Annotated in this window: 22 protein-coding genes; 11 read left to right on the forward strand and 11 right to left on the reverse strand. The window is 66.3% G+C overall.

Annotation, left to right across the window (positions count from 1 at the left end; all coding sequences use genetic code 11):
* Nucleotides 1-149 precede the first annotated feature (149 nt).
* Nucleotides 150-572: a hypothetical protein gene (locus tag KZX46_RS20005; protein ID WP_219775413.1), complete on the forward strand. Its 423-nt coding sequence runs from the start codon at nucleotides 150-152 to the stop codon at nucleotides 570-572.
* Between the two features lie 29 nt (nucleotides 573-601).
* Here the strand turns inward: KZX46_RS20005 and KZX46_RS20010 are convergent, their stop codons facing one another.
* Nucleotides 602-1,882 (reverse strand): mechanosensitive ion channel family protein, encoded by a 1,281-nt coding sequence (locus KZX46_RS20010; protein ID WP_226896071.1) that lies wholly within the window; start codon nucleotides 1,880-1,882, stop codon nucleotides 602-604.
* Nucleotides 1,883-2,121: 239 nt separating this feature from the next.
* Between KZX46_RS20010 and KZX46_RS20015 the strand changes: the two genes are divergently transcribed.
* The 3 genes from KZX46_RS20015 (at nucleotide 2,122) to KZX46_RS20025 (ending at nucleotide 4,655) form a co-directional block, all read left to right on the forward strand.
* Nucleotides 2,122-2,664 carry a hypothetical protein gene (locus tag KZX46_RS20015; RefSeq protein ID WP_219775414.1) on the forward strand — a complete coding sequence of 181 codons (543 nt, stop codon included), beginning with the start codon at nucleotides 2,122-2,124 and terminating at the stop codon, nucleotides 2,662-2,664.
* 139 nt (nucleotides 2,665-2,803) lie between these two features.
* Nucleotides 2,804-4,393 (forward strand): DUF4331 domain-containing protein, encoded by a 1,590-nt coding sequence (locus KZX46_RS20020; RefSeq protein ID WP_226896072.1) that lies wholly within the window; start codon nucleotides 2,804-2,806, stop codon nucleotides 4,391-4,393.
* A 16-nt stretch (nucleotides 4,394-4,409) separates the two neighbouring features.
* Nucleotides 4,410-4,655, forward strand: coding sequence for a hypothetical protein (locus KZX46_RS20025; RefSeq protein WP_219775415.1), 246 nt, complete (start codon nucleotides 4,410-4,412; stop codon nucleotides 4,653-4,655).
* 7 nt (nucleotides 4,656-4,662) lie between these two features.
* Here KZX46_RS20025 and KZX46_RS20030 read toward each other — a convergent pair whose 3' ends face one another.
* Nucleotides 4,663-5,499 carry a DUF4198 domain-containing protein gene (locus tag KZX46_RS20030; RefSeq protein WP_219775416.1) on the reverse strand — a complete coding sequence of 279 codons (837 nt, stop codon included), beginning with the start codon at nucleotides 5,497-5,499 and terminating at the stop codon, nucleotides 4,663-4,665.
* On the opposite strand from KZX46_RS20030, the gene KZX46_RS20035 reads away from it, so the two are divergent.
* Both KZX46_RS20035 and KZX46_RS20040 read left to right on the forward strand, forming a co-directional pair.
* A complete protein-coding gene (locus KZX46_RS20035; RefSeq protein WP_226896073.1) occupies nucleotides 5,498-6,169 on the forward strand; it encodes a HupE/UreJ family protein in 672 nt (223 codons plus the stop codon). The genes KZX46_RS20030 and KZX46_RS20035 overlap by 2 nt on opposite strands.
* Nucleotides 6,166-6,648, forward strand: a complete 483-nt coding sequence (locus KZX46_RS20040) for a hypothetical protein (RefSeq protein ID WP_216708485.1) — start codon at nucleotides 6,166-6,168, stop codon at nucleotides 6,646-6,648. The genes KZX46_RS20035 and KZX46_RS20040 overlap by 4 nt, the downstream gene beginning before the upstream one ends.
* 145 nt (nucleotides 6,649-6,793) lie before the next feature.
* Here KZX46_RS20040 and KZX46_RS20045 read toward each other — a convergent pair whose 3' ends face one another.
* From KZX46_RS20045 to KZX46_RS20055, 3 genes are all read right to left on the reverse strand, one after another.
* Nucleotides 6,794-7,915, reverse strand: coding sequence for a GGDEF domain-containing protein (locus tag KZX46_RS20045; RefSeq protein WP_216708484.1), 1,122 nt, complete (start codon nucleotides 7,913-7,915; stop codon nucleotides 6,794-6,796).
* 214 nt (nucleotides 7,916-8,129) lie between these two features.
* Nucleotides 8,130-9,008, reverse strand: coding sequence for a DMT family transporter (locus tag KZX46_RS20050; protein ID WP_219775417.1), 879 nt, complete (start codon nucleotides 9,006-9,008; stop codon nucleotides 8,130-8,132).
* An 82-nt stretch (nucleotides 9,009-9,090) separates the two neighbouring features.
* Complete coding sequence (locus KZX46_RS20055) at nucleotides 9,091-11,994, reverse strand: TonB-dependent receptor domain-containing protein (RefSeq protein WP_226896074.1); 2,904 nt, start codon at nucleotides 11,992-11,994, stop codon at nucleotides 9,091-9,093.
* A gap of 242 nt (nucleotides 11,995-12,236) precedes the next feature.
* Here KZX46_RS20055 and KZX46_RS20060 point away from each other — a divergent pair, with 242 nt between their 5' ends.
* The 3 genes from KZX46_RS20060 to KZX46_RS20070 are packed head-to-tail and all read left to right on the forward strand — an operon-like array spanning nucleotide 12,237 to nucleotide 15,201.
* Nucleotides 12,237-13,469 carry an extracellular solute-binding protein gene (locus KZX46_RS20060; protein WP_219775418.1) on the forward strand — a complete coding sequence of 411 codons (1,233 nt, stop codon included), beginning with the start codon at nucleotides 12,237-12,239 and terminating at the stop codon, nucleotides 13,467-13,469.
* Complete coding sequence (locus KZX46_RS20065; protein ID WP_219775419.1) at nucleotides 13,466-14,359, forward strand: carbohydrate ABC transporter permease; 894 nt, start codon at nucleotides 13,466-13,468, stop codon at nucleotides 14,357-14,359. The genes KZX46_RS20060 and KZX46_RS20065 overlap by 4 nt, the downstream gene beginning before the upstream one ends.
* Nucleotides 14,350-15,201: a carbohydrate ABC transporter permease gene (locus tag KZX46_RS20070; protein WP_219775420.1), complete on the forward strand. Its 852-nt coding sequence runs from the start codon at nucleotides 14,350-14,352 to the stop codon at nucleotides 15,199-15,201. The genes KZX46_RS20065 and KZX46_RS20070 overlap by 10 nt, the downstream gene beginning before the upstream one ends.
* Here the strand turns inward: KZX46_RS20070 and KZX46_RS20075 are convergent.
* The 4 genes from KZX46_RS20075 to KZX46_RS20090 all read right to left on the reverse strand — a co-directional run bounded on the left by KZX46_RS20075 (nucleotide 15,191) and on the right by KZX46_RS20090 (nucleotide 20,317).
* Complete coding sequence (locus KZX46_RS20075) at nucleotides 15,191-16,285, reverse strand: ABC transporter ATP-binding protein (protein ID WP_219775421.1); 1,095 nt, start codon at nucleotides 16,283-16,285, stop codon at nucleotides 15,191-15,193. The two genes, KZX46_RS20070 and KZX46_RS20075, sit on opposite strands and share 11 nt — an antisense overlap.
* Nucleotides 16,286-16,392: 107 nt before the next feature.
* Nucleotides 16,393-17,694 carry a type VI secretion protein ImpB gene (locus KZX46_RS20080; RefSeq protein ID WP_219775422.1) on the reverse strand — a complete coding sequence of 434 codons (1,302 nt, stop codon included), beginning with the start codon at nucleotides 17,692-17,694 and terminating at the stop codon, nucleotides 16,393-16,395.
* Between the two features lie 37 nt (nucleotides 17,695-17,731).
* Entirely contained in the window at nucleotides 17,732-19,882 is a 2,151-nt protein-coding gene (locus tag KZX46_RS20085) for a catalase (protein ID WP_219777117.1), read from the reverse strand.
* Between the two features lie 120 nt (nucleotides 19,883-20,002).
* Nucleotides 20,003-20,317, reverse strand: a complete 315-nt coding sequence (locus tag KZX46_RS20090) for a hypothetical protein (RefSeq protein ID WP_219775423.1) — start codon at nucleotides 20,315-20,317, stop codon at nucleotides 20,003-20,005.
* Between the two features lie 234 nt (nucleotides 20,318-20,551).
* Here KZX46_RS20090 and KZX46_RS20095 point away from each other — a divergent pair, with 234 nt between their 5' ends.
* Complete coding sequence (locus tag KZX46_RS20095) at nucleotides 20,552-21,307, forward strand: queuosine precursor transporter (protein ID WP_219775424.1); 756 nt, start codon at nucleotides 20,552-20,554, stop codon at nucleotides 21,305-21,307.
* Nucleotides 21,308-21,346: 39 nt separating this feature from the next.
* Here KZX46_RS20095 and purQ read toward each other — a convergent pair whose 3' ends face one another.
* Both purQ and purS read right to left on the reverse strand, forming a co-directional pair.
* Nucleotides 21,347-22,012, reverse strand: a complete 666-nt coding sequence (purQ, locus tag KZX46_RS20100) for a phosphoribosylformylglycinamidine synthase subunit PurQ (RefSeq protein ID WP_216708474.1) — start codon at nucleotides 22,010-22,012, stop codon at nucleotides 21,347-21,349.
* A 25-nt stretch (nucleotides 22,013-22,037) separates the two neighbouring features.
* Nucleotides 22,038-22,268 carry a phosphoribosylformylglycinamidine synthase subunit PurS gene (purS, locus tag KZX46_RS20105; protein WP_216708473.1) on the reverse strand — a complete coding sequence of 77 codons (231 nt, stop codon included), beginning with the start codon at nucleotides 22,266-22,268 and terminating at the stop codon, nucleotides 22,038-22,040.
* Between the two features lie 79 nt (nucleotides 22,269-22,347).
* On the opposite strand from purS, the gene KZX46_RS20110 reads away from it, so the two are divergent.
* A complete protein-coding gene (locus tag KZX46_RS20110; protein WP_219775425.1) occupies nucleotides 22,348-23,109 on the forward strand; it encodes a hypothetical protein in 762 nt (253 codons plus the stop codon).
* Nucleotides 23,110-23,112: the final 3 nt, after the last annotated feature.

The following is a 23,112-nucleotide window of genomic DNA, read 5'->3' on the forward strand; positions in this document are numbered from 1 at the left end:
CGGCGCCTTGCCCCGCACCGGCAAACAGGGCGTTTGGCGCGGGTCTGAGGTTGGTATCGCCGACCTCGTCAGCGGTCTGCCGGAGGAACTTGCCACAACAGCGACGGTTGTGCCTGCGAAGCGAATATCTCGCTCGAAGGATGTGTTTCGTGAGCCCGACCAGCAACCCGATGAGAATTTTGATCGCAGCCTCGGCCCTGTTCACCCTGACCGGGCCAGCCTTGGCACAGGCGCAGATGGCACCGCAGTCGCCGCCGCAGGACATGGCCTCCGCCCCGATGAGCGGACCGTCGACCGAGCAGCTCAACCGCGGTTCGAATGCCTACACCGCCGAGCGGGCGGATATGCATCAGGCGCAGCGCGGTGCGCGATATGCAGCCGATCGTGATGCGTACATGGCCGCGCTGATCGCGCACGACCGCGCGGTTAATCGCTACGACCGGCGCTATGTGCGCCAGCAGGAGGCGTACGCCGATGCCATGGCCGCTTGGCGCCGTCAGGTCGCAGCGTGCCACCGTGGCCGTTCGGCGGCATGCCGGGCCCCGGCGCCGCAGGTCGCTGATTTTTACTGAGATTGCCGCAGGGGTTGAGGCTTACCTCTTCACTCCTTTGACGGGGTCGGCAGACTGCGGATGTTGATATCGCGCTGGGCGAACGGAATTTCGATCCCGTTTTCCTGAAACGATACCCACAACCTATTCAGTATGGCTGAGCGGACATTGCCGACTCCGGCTTCGGGATCACTGATCCACGCCAGGATTTCGTGATCAACCGAGCTTTCACCGAACGCCGTCAGCCATACTGTCGGGCGCGGCGTGGCGAGGACGCGCTCGGAAGCGACCGCAGCTTCGATCATCAGCCGTTGGGCGAGGGCGAGGTCGCTCTTGTAGCCGACGCCGACCGGAACATGGATACGAATGTTCGGGCTGGTGTACGACCAATTCTCGACCGGCTCGGTCATCAGTTGCTCATTCGGAATCAGATGTTCCTTGCCATCACGGGTGACGACCGAGACCGCGCGCACGCCGATCTTGTTGACGCTGCCGAAGGTGTTGCCGACGACGATGACGTCGCCCGGCTTGATCGAGCGGTCCATGAGCAGGATGACTCCCGCGATCAGATTGCCGAGCGTCTTTTGCAATCCGAATCCGACTGCGAGCCCGAGCGCACCGGAAAATACCGTCAATGCCGTCAGATCAATGCCGAGCAGGTCGACGCCGAGCAAGACCGCCGAGACGACGACAACGATGCCCGACAGCTTTTGCAACAGCACGCGCTGACCCGCGTCGAACCCGTTCAACCGGCCAATCGAATGACTGACGATCCGGTTGAGGAAACGCGCGAGGACGAACAGGACGATCGCCACCAATGCAAAGTTGACGAGCCCGAGCAGTGACAGCCGATGGGTTCCGACCTTGAAGGCGAAGCCATCAAGGCTTGCCGTCAGCGAATGCAGCCCGCCGAGCATCGACGCGGCACCCGCGATCAAGACTACCGCCGACACGCCCGCCGCGGATCCGCTACGCAACCCTGCAACGCGCGCAACCTGATAGGCAAAGACCGCAAGCGTGATCCCGGTCGCCGCCGCCATCAGCAAGGCTGCATAGCCGCCATCGGGCACCGCGGCGCCGCCGATTATCATCACCAGCGCCGCGATACCACTGCGCAACAGACGGCGGACCCGGTCACCGAAGTCTTCGACCCCTGGGCGGCCGGTCGCCCGTTGCAACAGCCGGGTAAGCGGATGCGCCCCGGTCCGCGCGGCAAGCCAGCCGACGCCGACGCCGACCACAATGACCGCGACAGCTGCGGCGATATCGGTCAGCTGCGGTGTCGCCGGAAGCGGCAGGCCGAGTGCGCCAACGCTGGATAACAGATCCACGATATCTCCCAGTGATGGAGTAAGTGTCGCGCGGTCTGGCAAAAGATAGATGACGACCGGTTTCGATGATGCCACGAACGGGCGGCACGCCGAAAGGCTGCCCTGTGACTCACCGCCTGGCCGGGACGCGGGACTTGGGTTGTGCCGACCGCGCTCCCTCGTCGCGCAACCGTCCAGACGGCTCGCCCGTTTCTGTTCAAGATGACAAGCAGCGCTCCGCTCCTAATTTGGCCGGCCGCATGACGGTGCCGCGACACTCGCTTGCGATCGGGGCCGTCGCCGCGTTTCATGCCGGGCTTCTGGCGATATTACTGACTTCGACGATCCACGCAGCGCCCGCCGCCACACCGGCATCCATCGCCATCCGCGCAGTCCCTTCGGCATTGGCGGTGATTCGCGTGGCTCCACCTGCGCCTCTGCTAACGGCGATCACGGCCGATATTCCGATGCCGGTCGTCGACACCGAGACATCAGCCGAAAACTGCACGCTCGCGGGCATCATCGCCGCCGCTTTGGGAGCCGATCGCGAGGTGGGCGCGTCCCTGGCGGCGCAGACCAATGTCACGGCGCTGATGGTCTGGGACGGCGGCTGGTCGAGCGATCCGACACCAGCCATCGCTCCTATCCGCCGCGTCGTCGTCGATCAGATCCGCAGCAGCAGTGCATCGTGCCGAAGCACGGCAATGGTCGGGCCGCGTCTGCTCATGGTGCCCGCAGGCCCGAGGACTGTCGCGGTGGCGATCGGCTCAGGCACTTGGACTTGGCAGCAGCTACTATCTTAAGGTTACATCCCCGGACAATAGCGCCGGTGTTGGGCGACAAGAGCAGCTTTATTTAGGCCGCACTGCATCTCGCGCGAACTGAACCCGTAATTAACTCGCGCGCGGCGGAGACCGTCGGAGCCTGCAGGGAGAATGACGCGTGAAAATCCGAAACCGTTTGATCGCCGGAACCGCGTTTGCGGCGTTGTTCGCCGCCGGGGCAGTGCCCGCCATGGCCTCGAGCCACCGCGAAGCGCCCAACATTACCAAGATGCCGAAGGTCGACAACACCGACGTCTACGCCTTCACCAGCTATGAGCCAGGTCGGCAGGATTACGTCACGATCATCGCCAATTTCCAGCCCGGCGAGAACCCGGGGGATGGCCCGAACTATTACACGATGGATCCCGACGCGATCTACGAGATCCACATCGACAACGTCGGCGACGCGGTCGAGCATTTGACCTACCAATTCAAGTTCAGCAACGCGCTGACCGCCGACACCGGCATCCAGCTCAACGTCGGCGGCAAGACCCTGTCGATTCCGCTGCGCGAGATCGGGGGGCAGTCAAAGCCGGCCGATGGCAACCTCGGCGAGGTCGAGACGTACACGATCACCCAGGTCAGCGGTGACCGCCGCCTCGGCACCCGCGCTGCGATCACCCCGGTCGGGACTTCGGCATTCTACAAGCCGTTCGACAACGCCGGGAACAAGAGCTTCCCCGGCGGCTATGCCAACTATGCCAACCAGTTCATCTACGGCGCGACGATCCCCGGCTGCGCGACTCCCGCCAAGGTCTTCGTCGGCAGCCGCGCCGAATATTTTGCGGTCAACCTCGGGCCGGTGTTCGACCTCGTTAACTTCGTCCCGGTCGAGGGTGACAATGATCCGGTTTATGGCAACGGCACGCCCTTCCCCGGCGGCATCACCCAGAGCCAGGACAACCAGGAGTTGATCGGCAAGAAGAACGTCACGTCGATCGCGATGGAAATCCCTAAGTCGTGCCTCGTGGGCTCGGGCAACGGCGTCATCGGCGTCTGGTCGACGACGAGCCTGCCGCAGGCACGCCTGCTCCGCACCGCGCCGACCTTCAACCAGGCGACGCTCACCGGCGGAGCCTATGTCCAAGTGTCGCGCCTTGGCATGCCGTTGGTCAATGAGCTCGTCATCGGGATCAAGGACAAGGACTTGTTCAACGCCGCCGAGCCGAAGGGCGACGCCGCGCTGGCCGATTACGTCACCAACCCGACCTTCCCCGCGATCCTCGACGCGTTGTTCCGCGCGCCGGTTCGTGGCGTCATCGGTGGCTCGGGATCGATCGCTCCGACCAACTTCCCCCGCAAGGATCTGGTCGCGACCTTCCTCACCGGCTTCGCGGGGGTCAACCAGCTCAAGACCGTCACCGCGTCTGAAATGCTGCGGTTGAACACCGCGATCGCGCCGACCGCGCAGGCTTCGCAGAGCACCTTCGGTGTCGTCGGCAACGATCTCGCGGGCTTCCCGAACGGGCGCCGCCCAGGCGACGACGTCGTCGACATCGTCCTCCGCGTTGCGATGGGGCGGCTGTGCTATCCGATCCCAGTAGCGGGGAAAGCGACCGACCTCGGACTTTGCGCTCCGGCGGATGCGCCGACTGGTATGGCGGCGTACACCGACGGTGCCCCGAGCAACGCCGCGAACATTCAGAACGCCTTCCCGTATCTCAATGCGCCGCTGCGCGGCTCGCCGCGTCCGCAGACCCAGCCGTAAATCGAGGGAGATCGACATGACGCGCTTCGTACGCCCGATCGTCGCCCTTGCCGTCGCTGCCGTGGCCCTAGCGGGCTGCGGCAATAACGGCGGCAACAGCGGTTCGACGACCCCCGTCACCCCGGTGACAAAGACCGAAGATATGCTCGGCACGTGTTTCGGCACACGTTACCGCGCCGATCCCAACACCAAGGCGACCGACCCGGTGCCGTGTAGTGACCTGTCGCCGCTCAGCTTGACGACGAAGCCCGTTCCGATCTGAGCCGATATTACCCGCGCCCGGGGGTTGCACCTGGGCGCGGGTAGCCGAAGGTCAGGCTCGAGAATACCGTGTCGAAGTCGGCCTTGGGATTGCCCGCGATCGGCTTGGTCCAGACAACGTTCATCTGCCACAATCCGCGGAACGGGATCGTGAAAGTCGCTTGTCCCTTCGCGTCGGTTTTGTGTGTCTCGACCGGGCGGGCATCGAAATCGAGGTTGTTGAGCTTGACAAACGCGCCGGCGAGCGGATGACCGTCGTACAGGATCTGCACCGGCAGCGTCATGTCGCTGCCCAGCGCGTAGGGATCGCGGATCGGGACGATCTCGAGCGTCATGCCGACCGGCCGTGTCACCTGCGGCTGCGGCGCGGTCGACGTTCCGACGCGGACCAGCGCCTTTGCCCGGCGGCTGTACAGTTCGCGCCCCGGCGTATCGGTCGTCTTGTTCCGCGCGCGCAGGTCGACCGCCGGAGCGATGCCCTCAGCGGTAATATAGTCGGTGAAGCGGATGCCCGGCAGGACGCTTTCGGCGCGGGTCGTCTCGAGGACGATGACGTAGGTGCCCGGAGCGGCGAAGCGCATGTCGGCGTCGCTGGGTCCGCCGTCGGGGCGCTTGAGGTCGGCGCGGCGATCGACCGTCCCGGCGGGGCCGACCGCGGCGAATTTGGTGATGCGGTCGAGCGCCGCCGACCAGCGCTGGCGGAACGGGCCGTGGCCGACTTCGATCGTCACCGGGACAATGGCGTTGACTTCGGCGGCGAAGATTTGCGGCTGGACCCAGAAATCGTGCGCGTCGAGGGTGGCTGCCGACCCGAGGGCGGCAAGAAGGAAAGCGAGCTTGCGCATGATATCGGCTGATCCCGGACAGGCTGGCGACCGCGATGCCGCCGCGCGGAGTTACGGTCAATGGCGCGGGCGGACGCATCGGTCCGCGATCCTCCCGCTGCTGATTGCAACCGCGATGCTGTTCGCCGCACCGGCGGCGGCGCACACCGGCACTGGGCTGGCAGGCGGCTTCCAGTCGGGCTTCCTCCATCCGCTGAGCGGCTTCGATCACCTGCTGGCGATGGTTTCGGTCGGGCTGTGGGGCGCATTTCTCGGCCGTCCGCTGATCGTCGTCCTGCCGGTGATCTTCCCGACGGTGATGGCGATCGGCGGGGTCATGGGCATCGCCGGGGTGCCAATGCCGCCGGTCGAGATCGGCATCGCGCTGTCGGTCCTCGTGCTCGGCGCGATGATCGCTGGTGCGGTTCGCGCCCCGGTTTGGCTGGCGTCGCTGATCGTCGCGATCTTCGCGATCTTCCACGGCTATGCCCACGGCAAGGAACTGCCGTCGGCGGCCGATCCGGTCGGGTATAGCGCGGGCTTCGTCCTCGCCACCGGTATGCTCCACGTCGTCGGCATCAGTCTCGGCCTGATCAACGACCGCCCCGGCGGCGCGATCGTCACGCGGAGCATGGGCGGCCTGGTCATGCTCGCCGGCGTCTGGTTCCTGTGGACCGCGCTCGCGAAATGAGGGGCGGCGTCCTGCCTCCGGCGCTGCTGTTCGCAGCACTCGCCTTTGCGCTGGCTTATGCGCCGCGCGGGAGCCGTCTGCCCGCGATCGTCGCCGCGCTGATTGCGGCATTCGCCGTCGCACAAGCTCCGCTCGCGCCGCACTGGGTCGAATATGTCTTCTTCGGCTGCTGGTCGAGCGTCATCGTTACCGCCTCCTCGATTCACCTGCGTCGTCCCATCGGATCGCGCGGCGCGCTGGTGCTCGGCGCGAACGCCGGGATCTGGGCGGGCGCGACGATCGCGCTTCTTGGCACGACGCTCGATCTCGCAAAGGCGACACCTGTGCTTGTCCTCGTCGTTCCCGCCGTGTGGCTCGTCTCGACGCGGCGCGGGATCGCGCTCAAGGTTGCGGGAAGCTGGCTGATCGCGATCGCCGCGCTTGCCATGGTCCTGCCGATCATCCCGACGCCGGGCTACGCCCCTGACCATATGGAATGAGCCGCCTCGGCCTACCGACCTGACGCCTGTTATCAATGGCGACTTTGATCTCTTTCACTTCCCCGGTCAGAACGTGCCGCTGCCAAATTGGGTACGACGCGGGACAACAGCCGACCTGCAGCCAGGGCGGTCGCGAAGTCGGGCTCTACCGGGCTTCGACGGCGGCGAACACGCGGCAGGCGTCCCGTTTTGCGATCAAAAGGGCATCGTCCGCTTCGGATATCAGACCGGCCAACGAGATGTCGGCGACACCCGCGACGGCCGAGCCGATGCTGACGCCGACCGAGATGACGTGACCCTTCGCGCTATATGGTGCCGAGATGGCTCGGTTTAGCGCGTCGGCGAAGACCTCGGCGTCGTTGTGATTTCGAACGCGGTTCTGAACGACAACGAACTCGTCGCCACCCGTTCGAGCCGCCACGTTACCGGGACCGATCGACCGACGGATCCGACCCGCGATCTGCCGCAGCAGCTCATCGCCCGCCGGGTGGCCATAGCGGTCATTGACGGGTTTGAACCGGTTGAGATCTAGGCAATGGACGGCAAGCTTTGTGTCCTCGTCGCTCGCACGCATTAACCGGTCGAACCCCTCCCGTAACCCCAGGCGGTTCGCGAGCCCGGTCAAAGGATCGTGTCGAGCGACGCTCGCCAGGTCGTTACGCTCATCGATCTGGCGCCGCAGACCATTATAGCCACTCCATACACTCTCGAGGCCGCCGAGCATGAAGAGGGTGCAGGTCACAGCGAGCAGGTAATGCCCGAGATCGCCCCGCATCGCCGCCGCCACGACCACCGGAGCAACCGTCAAAACAAGTGAAATCGTGCAGGTCCGTGGCCGCACCAATCCGCGCACGACGATGCCGGAACTGTGTCCGAACAACAAGGCGGTCGCGAGCAGCTGCGGCAGAGGTGAAGGATTGCTAAAGTTCAATGCGGTCAAGCTGCCGACCGCCACGGAGAAGACCCAGCCGCAATAAGCGTGCCTGCGCTCCCACCACCGTGCTTGTGCAACGGTCAGGGCTGGCTGCGATCGCGATTTAAAACGAAGTAAGAGAAGCAATTTATAGATCGCGGCGGCTGCTCCGGAGACCGCGATAGCCATCAGCCAACCCCTGCTCGAGGCGTCCGATTGCGAAAATGAAAACGCCGCCACGGAGACGAACACGAAGGTGATGATGATCGTCGGCCACAACACGAGGTACAACGCCGAGATGAGTTCGATACGAACGTCATCGGGCTCGAACCCGGGGCTGGAACGAGCGACCATAAGCCTTGCTTGCACCCTAGGTCTTTACAAAGCATGAAGTTAAAAGCGCGAGTCGCCGTGGCTAAAGATAAAGACCGGGTTTCGGTCTCAGCGCGATCAAAGTCGGCTAGCGGACGACTGACAATTAGCAGCGTTCTGGCAACGGCGAGCCGATTTTGCCGTCATAAAACTCCAAGACCAAACGGAGATTCAGCCGGCCACGGTCGCGCATCGGTTATGGCGCGAGCGGTGCCGTCTCGGCCACGCGTCGGTCGGCGCGTGCCGCCCACAGGCACGCCCCGAGAATAATCGCGGCACCGGCCCAGACCTGCAGCCGCACCGCTTCGCCGAACAACAGCCAGCCGAGCAGCGCCGCCCATGGCAGCGCGGTGAATTCGAGGATGCCGAGGACCTGGACTTCGACCCTGGCATAGGCACGCGCCAGCAGCTGGATACCGACGTTGCCAAACACTCCCGCTGCAACGAACCACGGCCAGCTCGCGACGGCGGGAACGGCGTGACCGACCGCGAACGGGCTGAGCAGGATCATCGGGATGACGGTGCCGCTCAGCGTCAGCCGCGTCGACCCGTCGGCGGCGGCGCGGGCGCGCATCGCGATCGCAGACAGGGCATAGGTGACGGAAGCGGCGAGGACGGCGGCCAGCGCCGGCAGCCGGTCGCCGGCGAACGAGGGTGCTCCCTGGACCGTGATGGCGACGCCGACAAAGCCGAGCAGCCCCGCGCCGAGGACCGGCCCCTTCATCCGCTCGCCGAGCAGCACATGCGCCATTGGCGGGATCATCAGCGGCGCAGTGAACGAGAGCGTGATCGCCTCCGCCAGCGGCAGAGTGTGGATCGCGAAGAAGAACAGCGTCGCCGTCAACGCGATCAGGATGCCGCGCACGACATGGGCACGCATCATCCCGGTCGTGAAGCGCGGCGCACTCTGACGCCACCAGACTAACGTCGCGATCGCCGCGCCGGTGACATAGCGGCCGAAGGTGACGAAGAATATCGGGTAGTCGAACGTCAGGTGCTTGATCGACGCGTCGAGCGCGCACAGAGCGCCGATGCCCGCGGCTGCCTGGAGATACGGGAGGATAGGCCGGGACATCGGGGTCGGTTATCGCTAGCGCGCGCTCGACGCTAGCCCGGCGCACTGCGCGCCGGTCACCCCCGTGCCGGCTGTCGCCCTATTATTTTCCCAGTCGCACCTTGGCACCGACGTAGAGAAACCGGCCGACCGCCGAGACCGGCTGGTTGATCGAATTGCCCGGATCGGGCTGCTGATCCGTCAGATTGAGCGCCCCGAGGTAGAACGAGACACCGCTCGGCAGATCATAGCCGACCTGGACGTCGTGCTGCCACGCCTCGCGGTAGCGCAGCTGTCCCGGCGGCGCGTAGAGCGGGTCGTTGTCGGTCGTCAGCTTGTCGACCGCGCGCGTCCCGTCGATCCAGCGCAGATTATACGTCAGCGTGACCGGGCCATGCGTCCAGCTCGGCGAGAAGTTGAAGTTCCACTTCGGCGCACCCGGCGTGTCGAGCCTGTCGGTCGGCGCCGCGCCCGGCGTGCCGATGAAGTCGAGGCGCCGAAGGTATCCGCCGATGAAGCGCAGGTCGAAGGTTCCGACCGACGCGGTCCGCAAGACATAGTCGACATTGAGGTCGGCGCCGGCGGTGCGGAACTGCGCGACGTTCTGCGGCTGGACGGTGTAGCCGTTGATGATTCCGTTGCCCTGCGCGCGACTGATCGCCCGGCAGAACTGGTTGTCGATCGACGGCTGGTCGACGCAGAGGGTCGCGAGTGACGAAGGGTCCGGGGTGTTGATCGCGTCCTTCAGCGTGATGTCGTAATAGTCGACCGACGCCGTCAGCCCGGGGATAAAGCGCGGCCGCAGGACGACACCGGCGGTCCAGGTTGTCGCCGCCTCGGCGCGAAGGCTGGCGTTGCCCGAGCGGACGCCGACGATGTTGTTGGGAGTCTGGAGCGCCGGCGACACGGTCGCGCCAACTGCGCGCAGCACGGCGGCACAGTTAGCGGCGCGGAACGAGGTACCGTTGCCGATCTCGGCCGGAGAGCATGGGTCGGTGAAGAAGAACGAGTCGCCGGTGACCGGCTGGAACAGCTCGCCGATGTTCGGCGCGCGGACCGCCTTGCCGTACGACCCGCGAAAGCTGATGTCGCGGATCGGCGCATAGACGCCGTTGATCTGCCACGTGTGCGTGTCGCCGATCGTCGAGTAGCTCGAGAAGCGATACGCGGCGCCGACCGACAGCGTGTCGGCGAAGCGGCGGCCCGACAGGATCGGCGCGTTCAATTCGCCAAAGGCCTCCTTGACGTCGAACTTGCCTCCCGATGGCACGACGAGGGTCGGCTCGGTAAAGGCGACGAAGCGGTTCGCCTGGAGGTTGTCGCTCGGGCGGAAGCTGCTCGTCTCGCGCCGGTATTCGCCGCCGAACGAGAATTGGACCGGGCCGCCGGGCAGCGCGAAGAACGCACCGAAATCGCCGCTGACCGAGGCGTTCGCCACCGACTGGGTGATGCGCGCAAAACTGGTGTCGTCGATCTGGAAGAAGCCGAGCGCCTGGCGGCTGATCGGGCCGGGGCCGAACAGGCTGACGGGCACGCAGCCGGGATTGCCGCCGGTCAGGTTCGAGCGGCAGACCGGGGCGCCGTTCGCGCCGGTGACGACGTCGAGCGCCTGGGCGTAGGGCACGGCAAAGTCGTCGTTGAGCTTTGTGATGGCGATGTCGGTCCGGCCATATTCGACATAGGTATCATACGTCGCGTGCTCGCTTAGCCGGCCCGAGGCGTCGAGGACGCCGCGGTAGGTCCGCCGCAGGTCGCTCTCGCCGTGGCGGCCGTAGTCGATATTGTCGCGCGTGACGCTGACCTGGTTCTGCCCGGCGGCGAGTGCCGCGTCGCGGATTGCGGTCGGTACGAACGGATTGTCGAGGCCGATCGACGTTCCGTAGGTGCCGATATAATAATCCGACGTCGTCGCTCGCGTCTGCGCGAACTTGCCCTCGACCGACAGTTTGAGCGCGTCGGAGACGTCGTAATGACCGAGCAGGTTGACGTCGTTGCGAACGATCCGCGGCGCGAGATCGCCCGAGTAAAAGCCTGCAACCGGCGTGTCGTCGCCGCCGGTCGAGTAATAAGCGGCAGGGGTGCCGTGGCGGTACGGCTGGCCGAGGCCGTTGAAGTCGGCGATGCCGTCGTTGTTGACGTCGACCGCGCCGATCGGGGATTCGCCCGGATAGCGCAGGTCGCCGACGAGGATGTTGTGAAACGCCTTCGGGTCGGTCGCCGCGGCGTCGTTCGGGATCAGATAGACACGGTTGGCCCCGGTCAGATATTTGCGCTGGTCGTTCTCGAGCCGGTCGTCGGCGTTATATTCGTACGCGAGCGTCAGGTTGCCGCGCCCGCCGGCGAAGTTGTGCCCGACCGCGACCGAGGCGAAGCGGTTGCCCGCGTCGCCCTTGTCCGAAATGCCGAACTGGCTGCGCGCCGCGATTCCGTCGAAGTCGCGCTTGAGGATGAAGTTGACGACGCCCGAGACGCCGTCGGCGCCATAGACCGCCGACGCGCCGCCGGTCAGCACGTCGACGCGGTCGATCAGGTCGGTCGGGATGCTGTTGACGTCGACCGCGGCGCTGTTCTGCTCGCCGGCGACGTGCCGCCGTCCGTTGACGAGGACGAGGGTCCGGCTGACCCCGAGGTTGCGCAGGTTGAGCTCGTTCAGCCCGGCCGCACCGAACGGATTGCTGTAGACCGCATTGCCGCCCGAGGTCTGGGTGAAGTCGCGCGAGCCTGTCAACGCCGGGATGCGTTCGAGGAAGTTTGTGATGTTGACGTTGCCCGACTGTTCGATCGCGGCGGCGTTGAACGAGGTGATCGGGTTCGGCGCGGCGAACTGCGAACGTGCGATGCGTGAGCCAGTGACGACGATGTCGGCGGCCTGTGGCTCGGCCGGGGCCGCGTCGGCTACCGGGGCGGGTTCGGCGACTGGCGTCGCTACGAGCACCGGCGCGGTTTGCGCCATCGTCGTGAACGGCAGGGCGAGGGTTACCCCGGCCAATAGATAGTGACGTACCAAGATTATCATCCCGTTGCTTTATCGGTTTGCTGCAATCGACCTCGTGGTTGCAGTCAACATTCACTAATGTCGCACGCCTGCGCTCAGCCTCTGTTGACGAGTGTTTCCGCGACGACTGATGCGAATAGGACACGCAGCGACCGATCGGCGCGCCGTGCCTTGACTGCTTGGTCAGCAACAGACGAGAGCCTAGCGTTTCCGAAGGACAGGGAAATGTGACGGGTGAAGCGGCGAGCGACGGCATGATCACACGCAGGTGCGCGCTGACGCTCGCGGGCAGCGCGGCACTGTCGGCTTGCGCGCCGCGGGACAGCAACCGCGTGACGTGGTGGGCGATGGGAACGACCGGCGAGAACGCGCCGATCCTGCTGCCGCCGTTCACCCGCACGACCGGGATCGACGTCGATCTCCAGGCGGTGCCGTGGACGGGCGCGCACGAGAAATTGCTGACCGGTTTCGCCGGCGGCTCGCTGCCCGACGTCATGATGCTCAACACCGGCTGGCTGCCCGAGCTCAACCTGCTCGGCGCGCTTACAGCCCCGCCACCGGCGCTGCTGACCGGCCATCTGCCCGGTGCGAATGCGGCGGTGATGATCGCCGGGCGCGCGTGTGCGGTGCCGTGGACCGCCGACAGCTGGGTGCAATTCTATCGCCGCGACCTCATCGCCGAGGTTGGCTACCCGGCGCCGCCGCTCGACTGGGCCGAGTGGACGCGGATGGCGCAGGCGATCGTCCGCCGCCATCCCGACCGCTTTGCGACGCTGCATCTGCTCGACTGGCCCGAGCCGCTGTTCGCTTATGCCGCGCAAACCGGCGAGCCGTTTCTCCGCGACCGCGCCGGACGCGGTAATTTCCGCAGCCCCGGCTTCCGCGCCGCGCTCGCCTTCTACAAGCGAGTGTTCGACCTCAAGCTGTCGCCGCGCGCCACCGGGGCCGAGGCGGGCGACACCTATATCGGGCTGCGGCGCGGCTGGTTCGCGATCCTGCCGTCGGACGCGGTGTTCATCGGCGATGCCCGCCGCCCCGAACACCGCATCGTGCCGGGCACATGGGGCGCAGCGGCGACGCCGGGGCCGCGCGGCGCGGGGGCGGCGATGGCGCGCGGCACCTGCCTCGCGGTCAGCCGGACCGCGCGTGACCCCGCCGCGGCGTGGCGGCTCGTCGCCTTCCTTACCGGCGCCGACCTCCAGCGGCAGATATTTGGAATCACCGGCGACCTCCCGACGCGGTCGCGGGCGTGGACAATGTTGCCGCCCGATCCCGTGACCCGGCTGTTCGCAACGCAGATTGCCGACAGTGTGGCGCCGCCGGCGGTACCCGAATGGGCGCGGATCACCAGCGAGGTCCAGCAGGTCGCCGAAGCGATGGTGCGCGGCAGGTTTGGCGTCGACGCCGCCGCCGCCGAGATGGACGCGCGGGTCGACCGGATCCTCGCAAAGCGGCGCTGGCTGCTCGACCGGGGGCGGATCACATGACGCGGCGCAGGTCGAGCGAAGCACGCGCCGGGCTGGCTTTTACCCTTCCGGTGCTTTTTGCCACACTGGCGTTTCTCGTCGTGCCGACCGTCGCCGGGCTGCTGCTCAGCCTGACCGACTTCGACATCTACGCGCTCGCCGACCTCGCCAACCTGCGGCTGGTCGGCGGCGGCAATTACCTCGCGCTCGCACATGAGCCGCGGTTCTGGCAGGCGGTATCGAATACGCTCGTCTTCGCCGGCATCGGCGTGCCTGCGGCGATCGGGACATCGCTCGCGACCGCGTTGCTGCTCGATTCGGCGACGGTCGGGTGGAAGCCGGTCTGGCGGCTGCTGCTGTTCGCGCCGTACGTGACGACGCTCGTCGCCACTGCATTGGTCTGGCGCTACGTCCTCGACACGCGGTCGGGGCTGCTCAACGCCGCGCTCGGCGTCGTCGGGATCGCGCCGGTCGACTGGCTCGGCGACCCGAAGACGAGCATCCCGGCGACGCTTATCTTCATCGTGTGGAAGGCGTTCGGCTACAACATGCTCGTCTTCACCGCGGCGCTGGCGACGGTGTCGACCGACCTGCGCGAGGCGGCGCGGCTCGACGGCGCCGGGCCCGTCGCGCGCTTCCGCCACGTCACGCTGCCCGCGATCGGCCCGGCTTTGATCCTCGCCAGCGTGCTCAGCGTCGCCAATTTCCTGCAGGTGTTCGCCGAGCCATACGTTATGACCCACGGCGGCCCGGCGCAAAGCACGACGACGATCCTGTATTTCATGTTCGACGAGGGCTTTACGTGGTGGAACCTCGGCACGGCGTCGGCGGTCGCGGTGATCCTGTTCGTCGCGATCCTCGGGCTGACCGCGGTGCAGGCGCGCCTCGCGCGGCGAATGGAATGGCTGTGAGGACCGGCGGCGCAGTTCGGACGATCGTGCTCGCCGTGCTGGCGCTTGCGACCGTCGCCCCGCTGATCTGGATGGTCGGCGTCTCGCTAATGCCGAAGGGCGCAGCCGCCGCCTTCCCGCCGCCGTTGTGGCCGGTGCATCCGACGCTGGCGAACTACCGCGAGCTGCTGTTCCCGCACATCGATGCGTCGGGCGGTGCGACGAGCTACCGGATCGTCCCGGCGATCGTGAACAGCACGCTGCTGGCGACGCTCGCGACGGTCCTCGGGCTTGGGCTGACGCTCCCCGCCGGCTATGCCTTCGCCAAGCTGCGTTTTACCGGCCGGGCGCGGCTGCTCCAGGCGATGCTCGCGCTCGCGGTGATCCCGGCGCAGGTCACGCTGCTGCCGCTGTTCCTGATGCTCAAGGCGGCCGGGCTAATCAACACCTATGCCGGCGTTCTCGTCCCCGGGCTGGCGGGGATCTACGGCGTGCTGTTCATCCGCCAGGCGGCGCTCGCGATCCCCGACGAGATGCTCGACGCGGCGCGGCTCGACGGCGCGAGCGAATGGCGCATCCTCACCCGGATCGTCGCGCCGCTGCTGCGCCCGGTGGTGGTGACGCTCGCGCTGTTCACCTTCCTCGCGAGCTGGAGCGACTTCCTGTGGCCGCTGATCGCGATCACCGACCAGCGGCTCTACACGCTCCCCGTCGCACTCGCCGCGATCAGCCGCGAACACGGGCAGGACGTCGAACTGATGATGGCGGGGGCCGTGGTGACGACGCTGCCGGTGCTGATCCTCTTCGCCGCGCTCCAGCGGTCGTATTTCAGCGGCGTCCTCGGCGGCGGCATCAAGGGCTGATCCGCGCGAAAGCGCGACCGTCCTCGGCAAATAGACGCGCGTCAGCGGGGTCGACGCAAAAGTAGATCCGCTCGCCGAGCGTCACGTGGCGATCGCTCGGCAGCTGCGCAACAAGCGCGGTCCCGTTCGCGAGCGGCGAAGCAAGATGCGCGAACGACAACGGCCCGAGCCGCTCGAACAGCTCGACCGCGCCGCCGAAGCCACCGGCGGGGTCGGCCCGCAAATGCTCGGGGCGAACGCCGAGCGTGACGGACGCTCCAATGGCGTTGGCAGGCACCAGCGCGGCGACGTCGCATGCGACGCCACCATCCAGCACCACTCGCGCGCCGCTGGCGTCGATCGCGGTGATCGTTCCCGGCAGCAGGTTCATCGCCGGCGAGCCGATCGCCGCCGCGACGCCGATCGTCGCCGGCGCATGATAAAGGTCGAGCGGCGCGCCCACCTGCTCGACGCGTCCGTGCGCCATGACGACGATGCGGTTCGCGAGCGTCATCGCCTCGACCTGATCGTGGGTGACGTAGATCATCGTCGTCCCGAGCCGCTGGTGGAGCCGCGCGAACTCATGGCGCATTCGCACCCGCAGGCCGGCGTCGAGGTTCGACAGCGGTTCGTCGAGGAGGAGGACGCCGGGGTCGCGGACGATCGCCCGGCCGATCGAGACGCGCTGGCGCTGCCCGCCCGACAGCGCACGCGGCCGCCGCCCAAGCAACGGCCCAAGTTCAAGCACATCGGCGACGGCGGCAACGCGCGCAGCAATTTCGGCAGCGGGACGACGCGCCATCTGCAGCGGGAAGGCGATATTCTCCCCCGCCGTCAAATGCGGGTAGAGCGCGTACGACTGGAAGACCATGGCGAGCCCGCGCTCGGCCGGCGCGAGACTGGTCACGTCGCGCCCGGCGATCTCGACGCGGCCGGCATCGGGCCGCTCGAGCCCGGCGATCAGGCGAAGCAGGGTCGACTTACCGCACCCCGACGGACCGATGATGACGACGAATTCGCCGTCCGCGATCGCCAGATCGACCGGAAGGAGGGCGGGCATCGCCTCGAAGGATTTCGCGAGGCCTACGACTTCGACACTGCTCATCGACCCCACGCTAACTGACCGCCTTGATTGGTCAATGCGAGCGTTTGTCCCGGAGCATTTGTTCGACGGGCCGGCAGTGGCCGCGCTTCCCCGAATTGTTGCGCGTCCTACTCGCGGAACTCCGCCAGCTCGGGAATCCGCGTGAAGGCGATCTTTGGCCCCGAACTCCGCGATGCCCCCGCGCTGTCGTGCCCGACCGTCACCGCGTCGCGGCCGAAGCGGGTGTTCATGCGGTCGATCGCGGCGCTGAGCGCGAGGCGGCGGGCTTCGGTTTCGGGGGTCACCGCCGGGCCCGCGTCGAACAGCGCAAGCTGGGTCTCGGCAGCAGTAGTCAATTCGAGGAAGGTCACCGAGACTTGGCGGTAGCGCTGCTCGGCAAGCTCGGCACGCATCCGCAGCCATAGGGAGTCGAGTACCGCCAGCAGGGTGAAGCTGTCGTGCGCTGCGACGAGCTTTTGGCCGTGCGACCAGCGAAGCCCCGGCGTGCGCGATCCGTCGCCGCCGACGGCCTCGCCCTTTTCGCCCTTCACGGTCAGCACGACGAAGCCCGTCCGGCATTCCATCCGCCGCAGCCGCGTCGCCGCCTTCATCAGCAGGCGCCGCGCAACAAGACGCGCGCGGTCGGGGTGGCGCTTATCCGGGCCGAGGACGTGGCTGTGGCCGATAGTCCGGCGCTGGGTCTCGCGCTCGGGAAGATCGACGCCTTTGAGCAGCCAGTGGAGCCGCTCGCCCCAGACATTGCCCCACACCGACCGCGCCTCGCGCGCGTCGAGGTCGAGGATGCGCGCCATCGTCACGACGCCCGCCGCCGCAAGGCGCTTCTCCATGTTCTTGCCGACGCCCGGAATGTCGTTGGGCCTGAGCGCACGGAGCCGCGCGTCGAGACATTCGGCATCGAGGACGGTTAGCCCATCGGGCTTCTCCATGTCGGCCGCCATCTTCGCCAGCAGGCGGTTTGGCGCGATGCCGATCGACGATTTGAGCTCGGTGCCGACGTTGGCGGCGATCCCCGCCTTGATCCGGCGGGCGAGATCGCCGACCTCCGCGCGGCCGTTCTCGTTATCGCATAGGCGGCAGGCGACCTCGTCGATCGAGCAGACCGCGGTGACGGGGACGTGGCGCTCGACCTCAGCGACGATGCGGTGGTGGAAGCGGACATATTCTTCGTGGCGCGCGGGAACGACGACCAAGTCGCGACACTTCGCCTTGGCCTCCCAGATCGGCGTGCCGGTCTTGATGCCGAACGCCTTCGCCTCGTAGCTCGCGGCGATCGCGCTGGTGGAGTCGGTATGAACGGGGGCAACGGCGATCGGACGCCCGCGCAACGTCGGGTCGAGCTGTTGCTCGACGCTCGCGAAATAGCTGTTGAGGTCAAGGTAGAGCCAGCGAAGGGGGAGCGACTCGGGCATCGCTCCCCCATAGCAGAATTAGAACATTTCGTGAACGCTAGAACACCGTCCGGACATTCTCGTCGCGCGACCAGATCCGGCCCTTCGACGCAGTCGCGACGAAGCCCTTGGCATCGCCCGCGATCATCGCAACGATCCCCGCGTCGGGCATAACGCCTGCCATGTCGAGCAGCGGCTGCGCCTCGGCACTGTGGCCGATGACCTTGAGGTGCGAGAACGCAGTGTGGACCCATGCCACCGCCGCTGCTTCGCCGAGCAATGCTGTGACGCCGTCATCCGACACCGCAAGCGCGACTGCGTCGAACAGGACGGACGGGCCACCGGCAAGTTGGTGCTTGGCGGCCAGCTTGGTGCCGTCGCTCAGCGTCGCACCGCCGACCCTGGGGGCCACGATCTCGACCTTCGCTTTCGCCGCCGTCGCCGCATCAACGATCGCGGTTATCAGCTTGGCGTCGGCCCCGTCGGTCACGAGGACGCCGATCTTGCGACCCTCGAAAGTTGCCTTGGCATTGGCAAGGATGCTCAACGCGGGCGACTTCGGAAGGTCGGTCCGCGTCGGCATCGCCTGCGGAATCGCGACGATCGGCTCGTCATGTCCAAGCCCGGCAGCAACGCGCTCGCCGAGTTCTGGGAGGATGTTGACGAGATGGCCGAGCATCGCGGCACGGACGACATCCGCCTCGACCTTGCTGAGTTCGAAGATCAATGCGGCGACGATATGGTCCTGCTCGGGACCCGTCTGGCTGTCGAAGAACTGCCGCGCCTGGCTGTAGTGGTCGTTGAACGTCGCCGAACGGGCGCGAACCTTGGGCGCATCGATCTGTTCGCGGAACGCCTGCGTCCCGGTCGGAACCTCGCGTGGGCCCTTGGGCGCGAGCAAGCTCGGCGTATAGGTCACGCGCTCGGGCTGGAGCGAGGTCTGCATGTGACCGTCGCGCTGCATATTGGCGAACGGACATTTCGGCGCATTGATCGGCAGCTGGGTGAAGTTCGGCGACCCGAGGCGCTTCAACTGCGTGTCGAGATACGAGAAGTTGCGCCCCTGCAGCAGGGGATCGTTCGAGAAGTCGATGCCGGGAACGACGTTCTGGGTGCAGAACGCGACCTGCTCGGTCTCCGAAAAGACGTTGGTCGGGTTGCGATTGAGCACCATCCGCCCGATCACGCGAAGCGGGACAACCTCCTCCGGGATCAGCTTCGACGAATCGAGGTGATCGAAGTCGAAGCCGGCGGCGTCCTCCTCGGTGAACAACTGGACCGCGAGGTCCCACGCCGGGAAGTCGCCAGCCTCGATCGCGTTATACAGGTCGCGGCGATGGAAATCGGCATCGGCGCCGTTGATCTTGACCGCTTCGTCCCACACCACCGACTGTGAGCCGAGCGTCGGCCGCCAGTGCCACTTGACGAAGGTCGACTTGCCCGCAGCGTCGACGAGACGGAAGGTGTGGATGCCGAAGCCTTCCATCATACGCACCGACCGCGGCATCGTCCGGTCGGACATCTGCCACATCACCATATTCATAGCCTCGGGCGAGCAGGCGATGAAGTCCCAGAAGGTGTCGTGCGCCGATGCCGCCTGTGGGAAGCCGCGATCCGGCTCCTCCTTGACCGCGTGAATCAGGTCGGGGAACTTGATTGCGTCTTGAATGAAGAACACCGGGATATTGTTGCCGACGAGGTCCCAATTGCCCTGCTGGGTATAGAACTTCACCGCAAAGCCGCGGACGTCGCGCGCGAGGTCGGCCGAGCCGCGGTTGCCGGCGACAGTCGAGAAGCGGACAAATACGGGGATTTCCACGCCTGTCTCCGAGAGCACTGGAGCACTGGTAAAGTCACCGAGGCTGTCGCTGAGCGTGAAGACGCCGTGCGCCGCAAGCCCACGGGCGTGGACGACGCGCTCGGGGATACGCTCATGGTCGAAATGGAAGATTTTCTCGCGGAGGACGAAATCCTCGAGCATCGTGCCGCCGCGTGGTCCGGCCTTGAGCGAATTGAAGTCGTCGGAAATCGCGATGCCGTTGTTCGTCGTCATCACTTCGCCATCGGCGGCGGCAGACTGGTGAAGTTCGCCGCCTTCGCCCGGCACAAGGCCGGCGTCGGCAAATGCGACGCCAGCATCATGGGCGCCGGCCAGCGGATCCGTGTGCACCTTCGCCGACGAATCTTTCGTCGTCGCGTGCTTGCTCATCGTCGCCATGTCATGTCTCCCGGGGTCGGAAGACTTAATAGCCCGCAGCGCTCGGCGTTCCCTTGACGAAAGGCATAGTGGCGAAACGATTGCGCCGCCGGTAGGGGCGTGGCGCACCCGTCAGTGCGGGTTGATCTCGAACTCGGCGTCGAGCTTGGCGGCATCGACCATATGACGACGGCAGTTGCGGGCCGCCATCTTGGTCTGGAGGTCGGAGACGCCGATCCCCCCACATTTCTCGTCGGCGCGAGCGTTGGCGTGACGGATTGCCGCAAGCATCCGCGGGTCGTTCGCCATATCCACAGGCCGAGTCGGGGCAGCCGTTTGTGCCGGAGGCGCCGGCGGAGCCGGCAGTACGGAATCGGCCTGCACGGCGAATGCCGCTGCCGGGGCAAGTGCTGCCAAGACAGCCAGGGCAAGTGCGAACTTGGTCATTCGGTCCCCCGTTGTCATGCTACCCGACTAGCCGGGACGCATTTCCCGATTATGCACGAGTTTTGCTGCACCGCAATATCGGCGGATACGTAACAAACCTCTGTTCTATTCACAGCAGCTTTGCGTAAGATCGATGGCCATGAACGCTTCTCGCCAACCCGCGCCTGTCGCTTTGCTCTCTGTGGACGATACATGTTGCAGCGCGCGCGCCCTAGCCGTTCGCAAGGATTTGCTATGTCACTGAACGGGCAAGTCGCTGAACCGCCTGGCATCGTCGCAGTTGACGCCGGGGTGATCGCGGGCCGGCAACTCCGTTACTACGACTTCGCGATGGCCGCGTTCGTCGTCATCTTGATCTGCTCTAACCTGATCGGCGCGGGCAAGCCGGCGATGGTCACGCTGCCGGTCTTCGGCGTCGTCCATTTCGGCGCGGGCATCCTGTTCTTTCCGCTCAGCTATGTGCTCGGCGACATCCTCGCCGAGGTCTACGGCTTCGCCCGAGCCCGGCGCTGCGTCTGGGCCGGGTTCGGCGCGTCGTTGTTCGCCGCGGGCATGAGCTGGGTCGTCGTCGCGCTGCCCCCAGCAACTGACTGGAGCGGGCAAGCGGCGCTCGCGACCGTATTTGGGCAGGTGCCCCGGATCTTCCTCGCCTCGATTATCGCCTTCTGGGCGGGCGAGATCGTCAACGCCGCTGTGCTGTCGCGGATGAAGGTGTGGACCGGCGGGCGCTGGCTGTGGACGCGGACGATCGGCTCGACCGTTGCCGGGCAAGGCGTCGACAGCCTCATCTTCTACCCGCTCGCCTTCCTCGGCGTGTGGGAAACGAGCCTCGTGATCGAGGTGCTGATCACCAACTATCTGCTCAAGGTCGGCTGGGAGGTGATCTTGACCCCGGTCACCTACCGCATCGTCGCCGCCTTCAAGGCGGCCGAGGGGATTGACGTGTTCGACCGCGGCACCGACTTCACGCCGTTCACGACGAAGGTCTGACGCGCGCGGGGCGGACGATCGCCACGCCGCGCAACATTCCTAGGCAAGCGCCGCCATCAGTCCCTCGAACAGCCGCCGCCCGTCGGTGCCGCCTTGCGCGGCGTCGATCAGCCGTTCGGGGTGGGGCATCATGCCAAGCACATTGCCGGCATCGTTGACGATCCCGGCGATGTCGCGCGCGCTACCGTTGACCGGTTCGGCGTAGCGGAACACGACGCGGCCCTCACCTTCGAGCCGGTCGAGCGTCGCATCGTCGGCGGCGTAATTGCCGTCGTGGTGCGCGACGGGGATGCGGATTGTCTCGCCCGAGTCGTAGCGCGCGCTGAACGCGGTCTGGCTGTTCGCTACCGACAGCGCGACGTCGCGGCAGACGAAGTCGAGGCCGGCGTTACGCATCAACGCGCCCGGCAGCAGTCCGGTCTCGGTCAGGACCTGGAAGCCGTTGCACACACCGAGGATCGCGCGCCCGTCGTTCGCTGCTGCGACAACCGCCGCCATGATCGGCGACCGCGCCGCCATCGCGCCCGAGCGAAGATAGTCGCCGTAGCTGAACCCGCCGGGCATTGCGATCAAGTCGAGACCGTCGGGGAGTTCAGTGTCGCGGTGCCAGACCATCGCCGGGGCGGTGCCGGTTATCTCGTGGAGCGCGACGGCGAGGTCGCGGTCACAGTTCGATCCGGGAAAGACGATGACGGCGGTCTTCATCGGGCAACCCTCGGCGACGACGCCATCACGCGAGCTCGATCCGATAATTCTCGATCACCGGGTTGGCGAGCAGCGCCTTGCACATTGCCTCGACATCGGCGGACGTCGTGCCGTCGGCGAGGTCGAGTTCGATCAGCTTGCCCTGCCGAACTTCGCCGACCCCGGCAAAACCAAGGCCGCTCAGGGCGTTGCCGATCGCGCGTCCCTGCGGATCGAGGACGCCGGACTTCAGGGTAACGATGACACGAGCTTTCATGGGCTGCGGTCTAGTCGCGGACGCGCTATCGGGCAAGTAAGACCCGATTCGCGGTTTGGGACCGGGACAGGAGGCGAGAATGCACGACCGAACGATGGCGGCGGAACGCAGCAAGGTGCCCGAGGTCACGCTGATCTTCTGGCTGTGCAAGATCATCGCCACGACACTCGGGGAGACCGGCGGCGATTCGCTCTCGATGTCGGCGAACCTCGGCTATCTCGTCTCGACGGGCATCTTTGCGGCGATCTTCGCGGTCGCGGTCGCGTTGCAGATTCGCGCGACGCGATTTCATCCGTGGCTGTACTGGGCGACGATCATCGCGACGACGACGGTCGGGACGACGCTCGCCGATTTCGCCGACCGCTCGCTCGGGATCGGCTATGCGGGCGGATCGAGCCTGTTGCTGGCGTTGCTGCTCGCGTCGCTGTTCATCTGGTACCGCACGACCGGGACGATCGCGGTCGCGAGCGTCGCCACCCCGCGCGCTGAAGTCTTCTACTGGGTGACGATCATGTTCTCGCAGACGCTCGGCACCGCGCTCGGAGACTGGACCGCCGATACAGCCGGGTTCGGCTATACCGGCGCAGCGCTCATCTTCGGCGGAATGCTCGCGGTGATCGCAGCGGCGTACTTCTGGACATCGATCTCGCGCACCGGCTTGTTCTGGGCGGCATTCGTTCTGACCCGTCCGCTCGGCGCGGTCGTCGGCGACTTCCTCGACAAGCCGATCGCGAAGGGCGGGCTCAACCTCGACCGCTACGCGGCGAGCGGGCTGCTGCTCGTCGCACTGATCATCCTTATCGCCGTCGTCCGCCAGCGCCCCGCAACGCGGAGCCACTGACGT

The sequence above is a fragment of the Polymorphobacter sp. PAMC 29334 genome (assembly GCF_019431245.1).
GTDB lineage: Bacteria > Pseudomonadota > Alphaproteobacteria > Sphingomonadales > Sphingomonadaceae > Polymorphobacter_B > Polymorphobacter_B megasporae.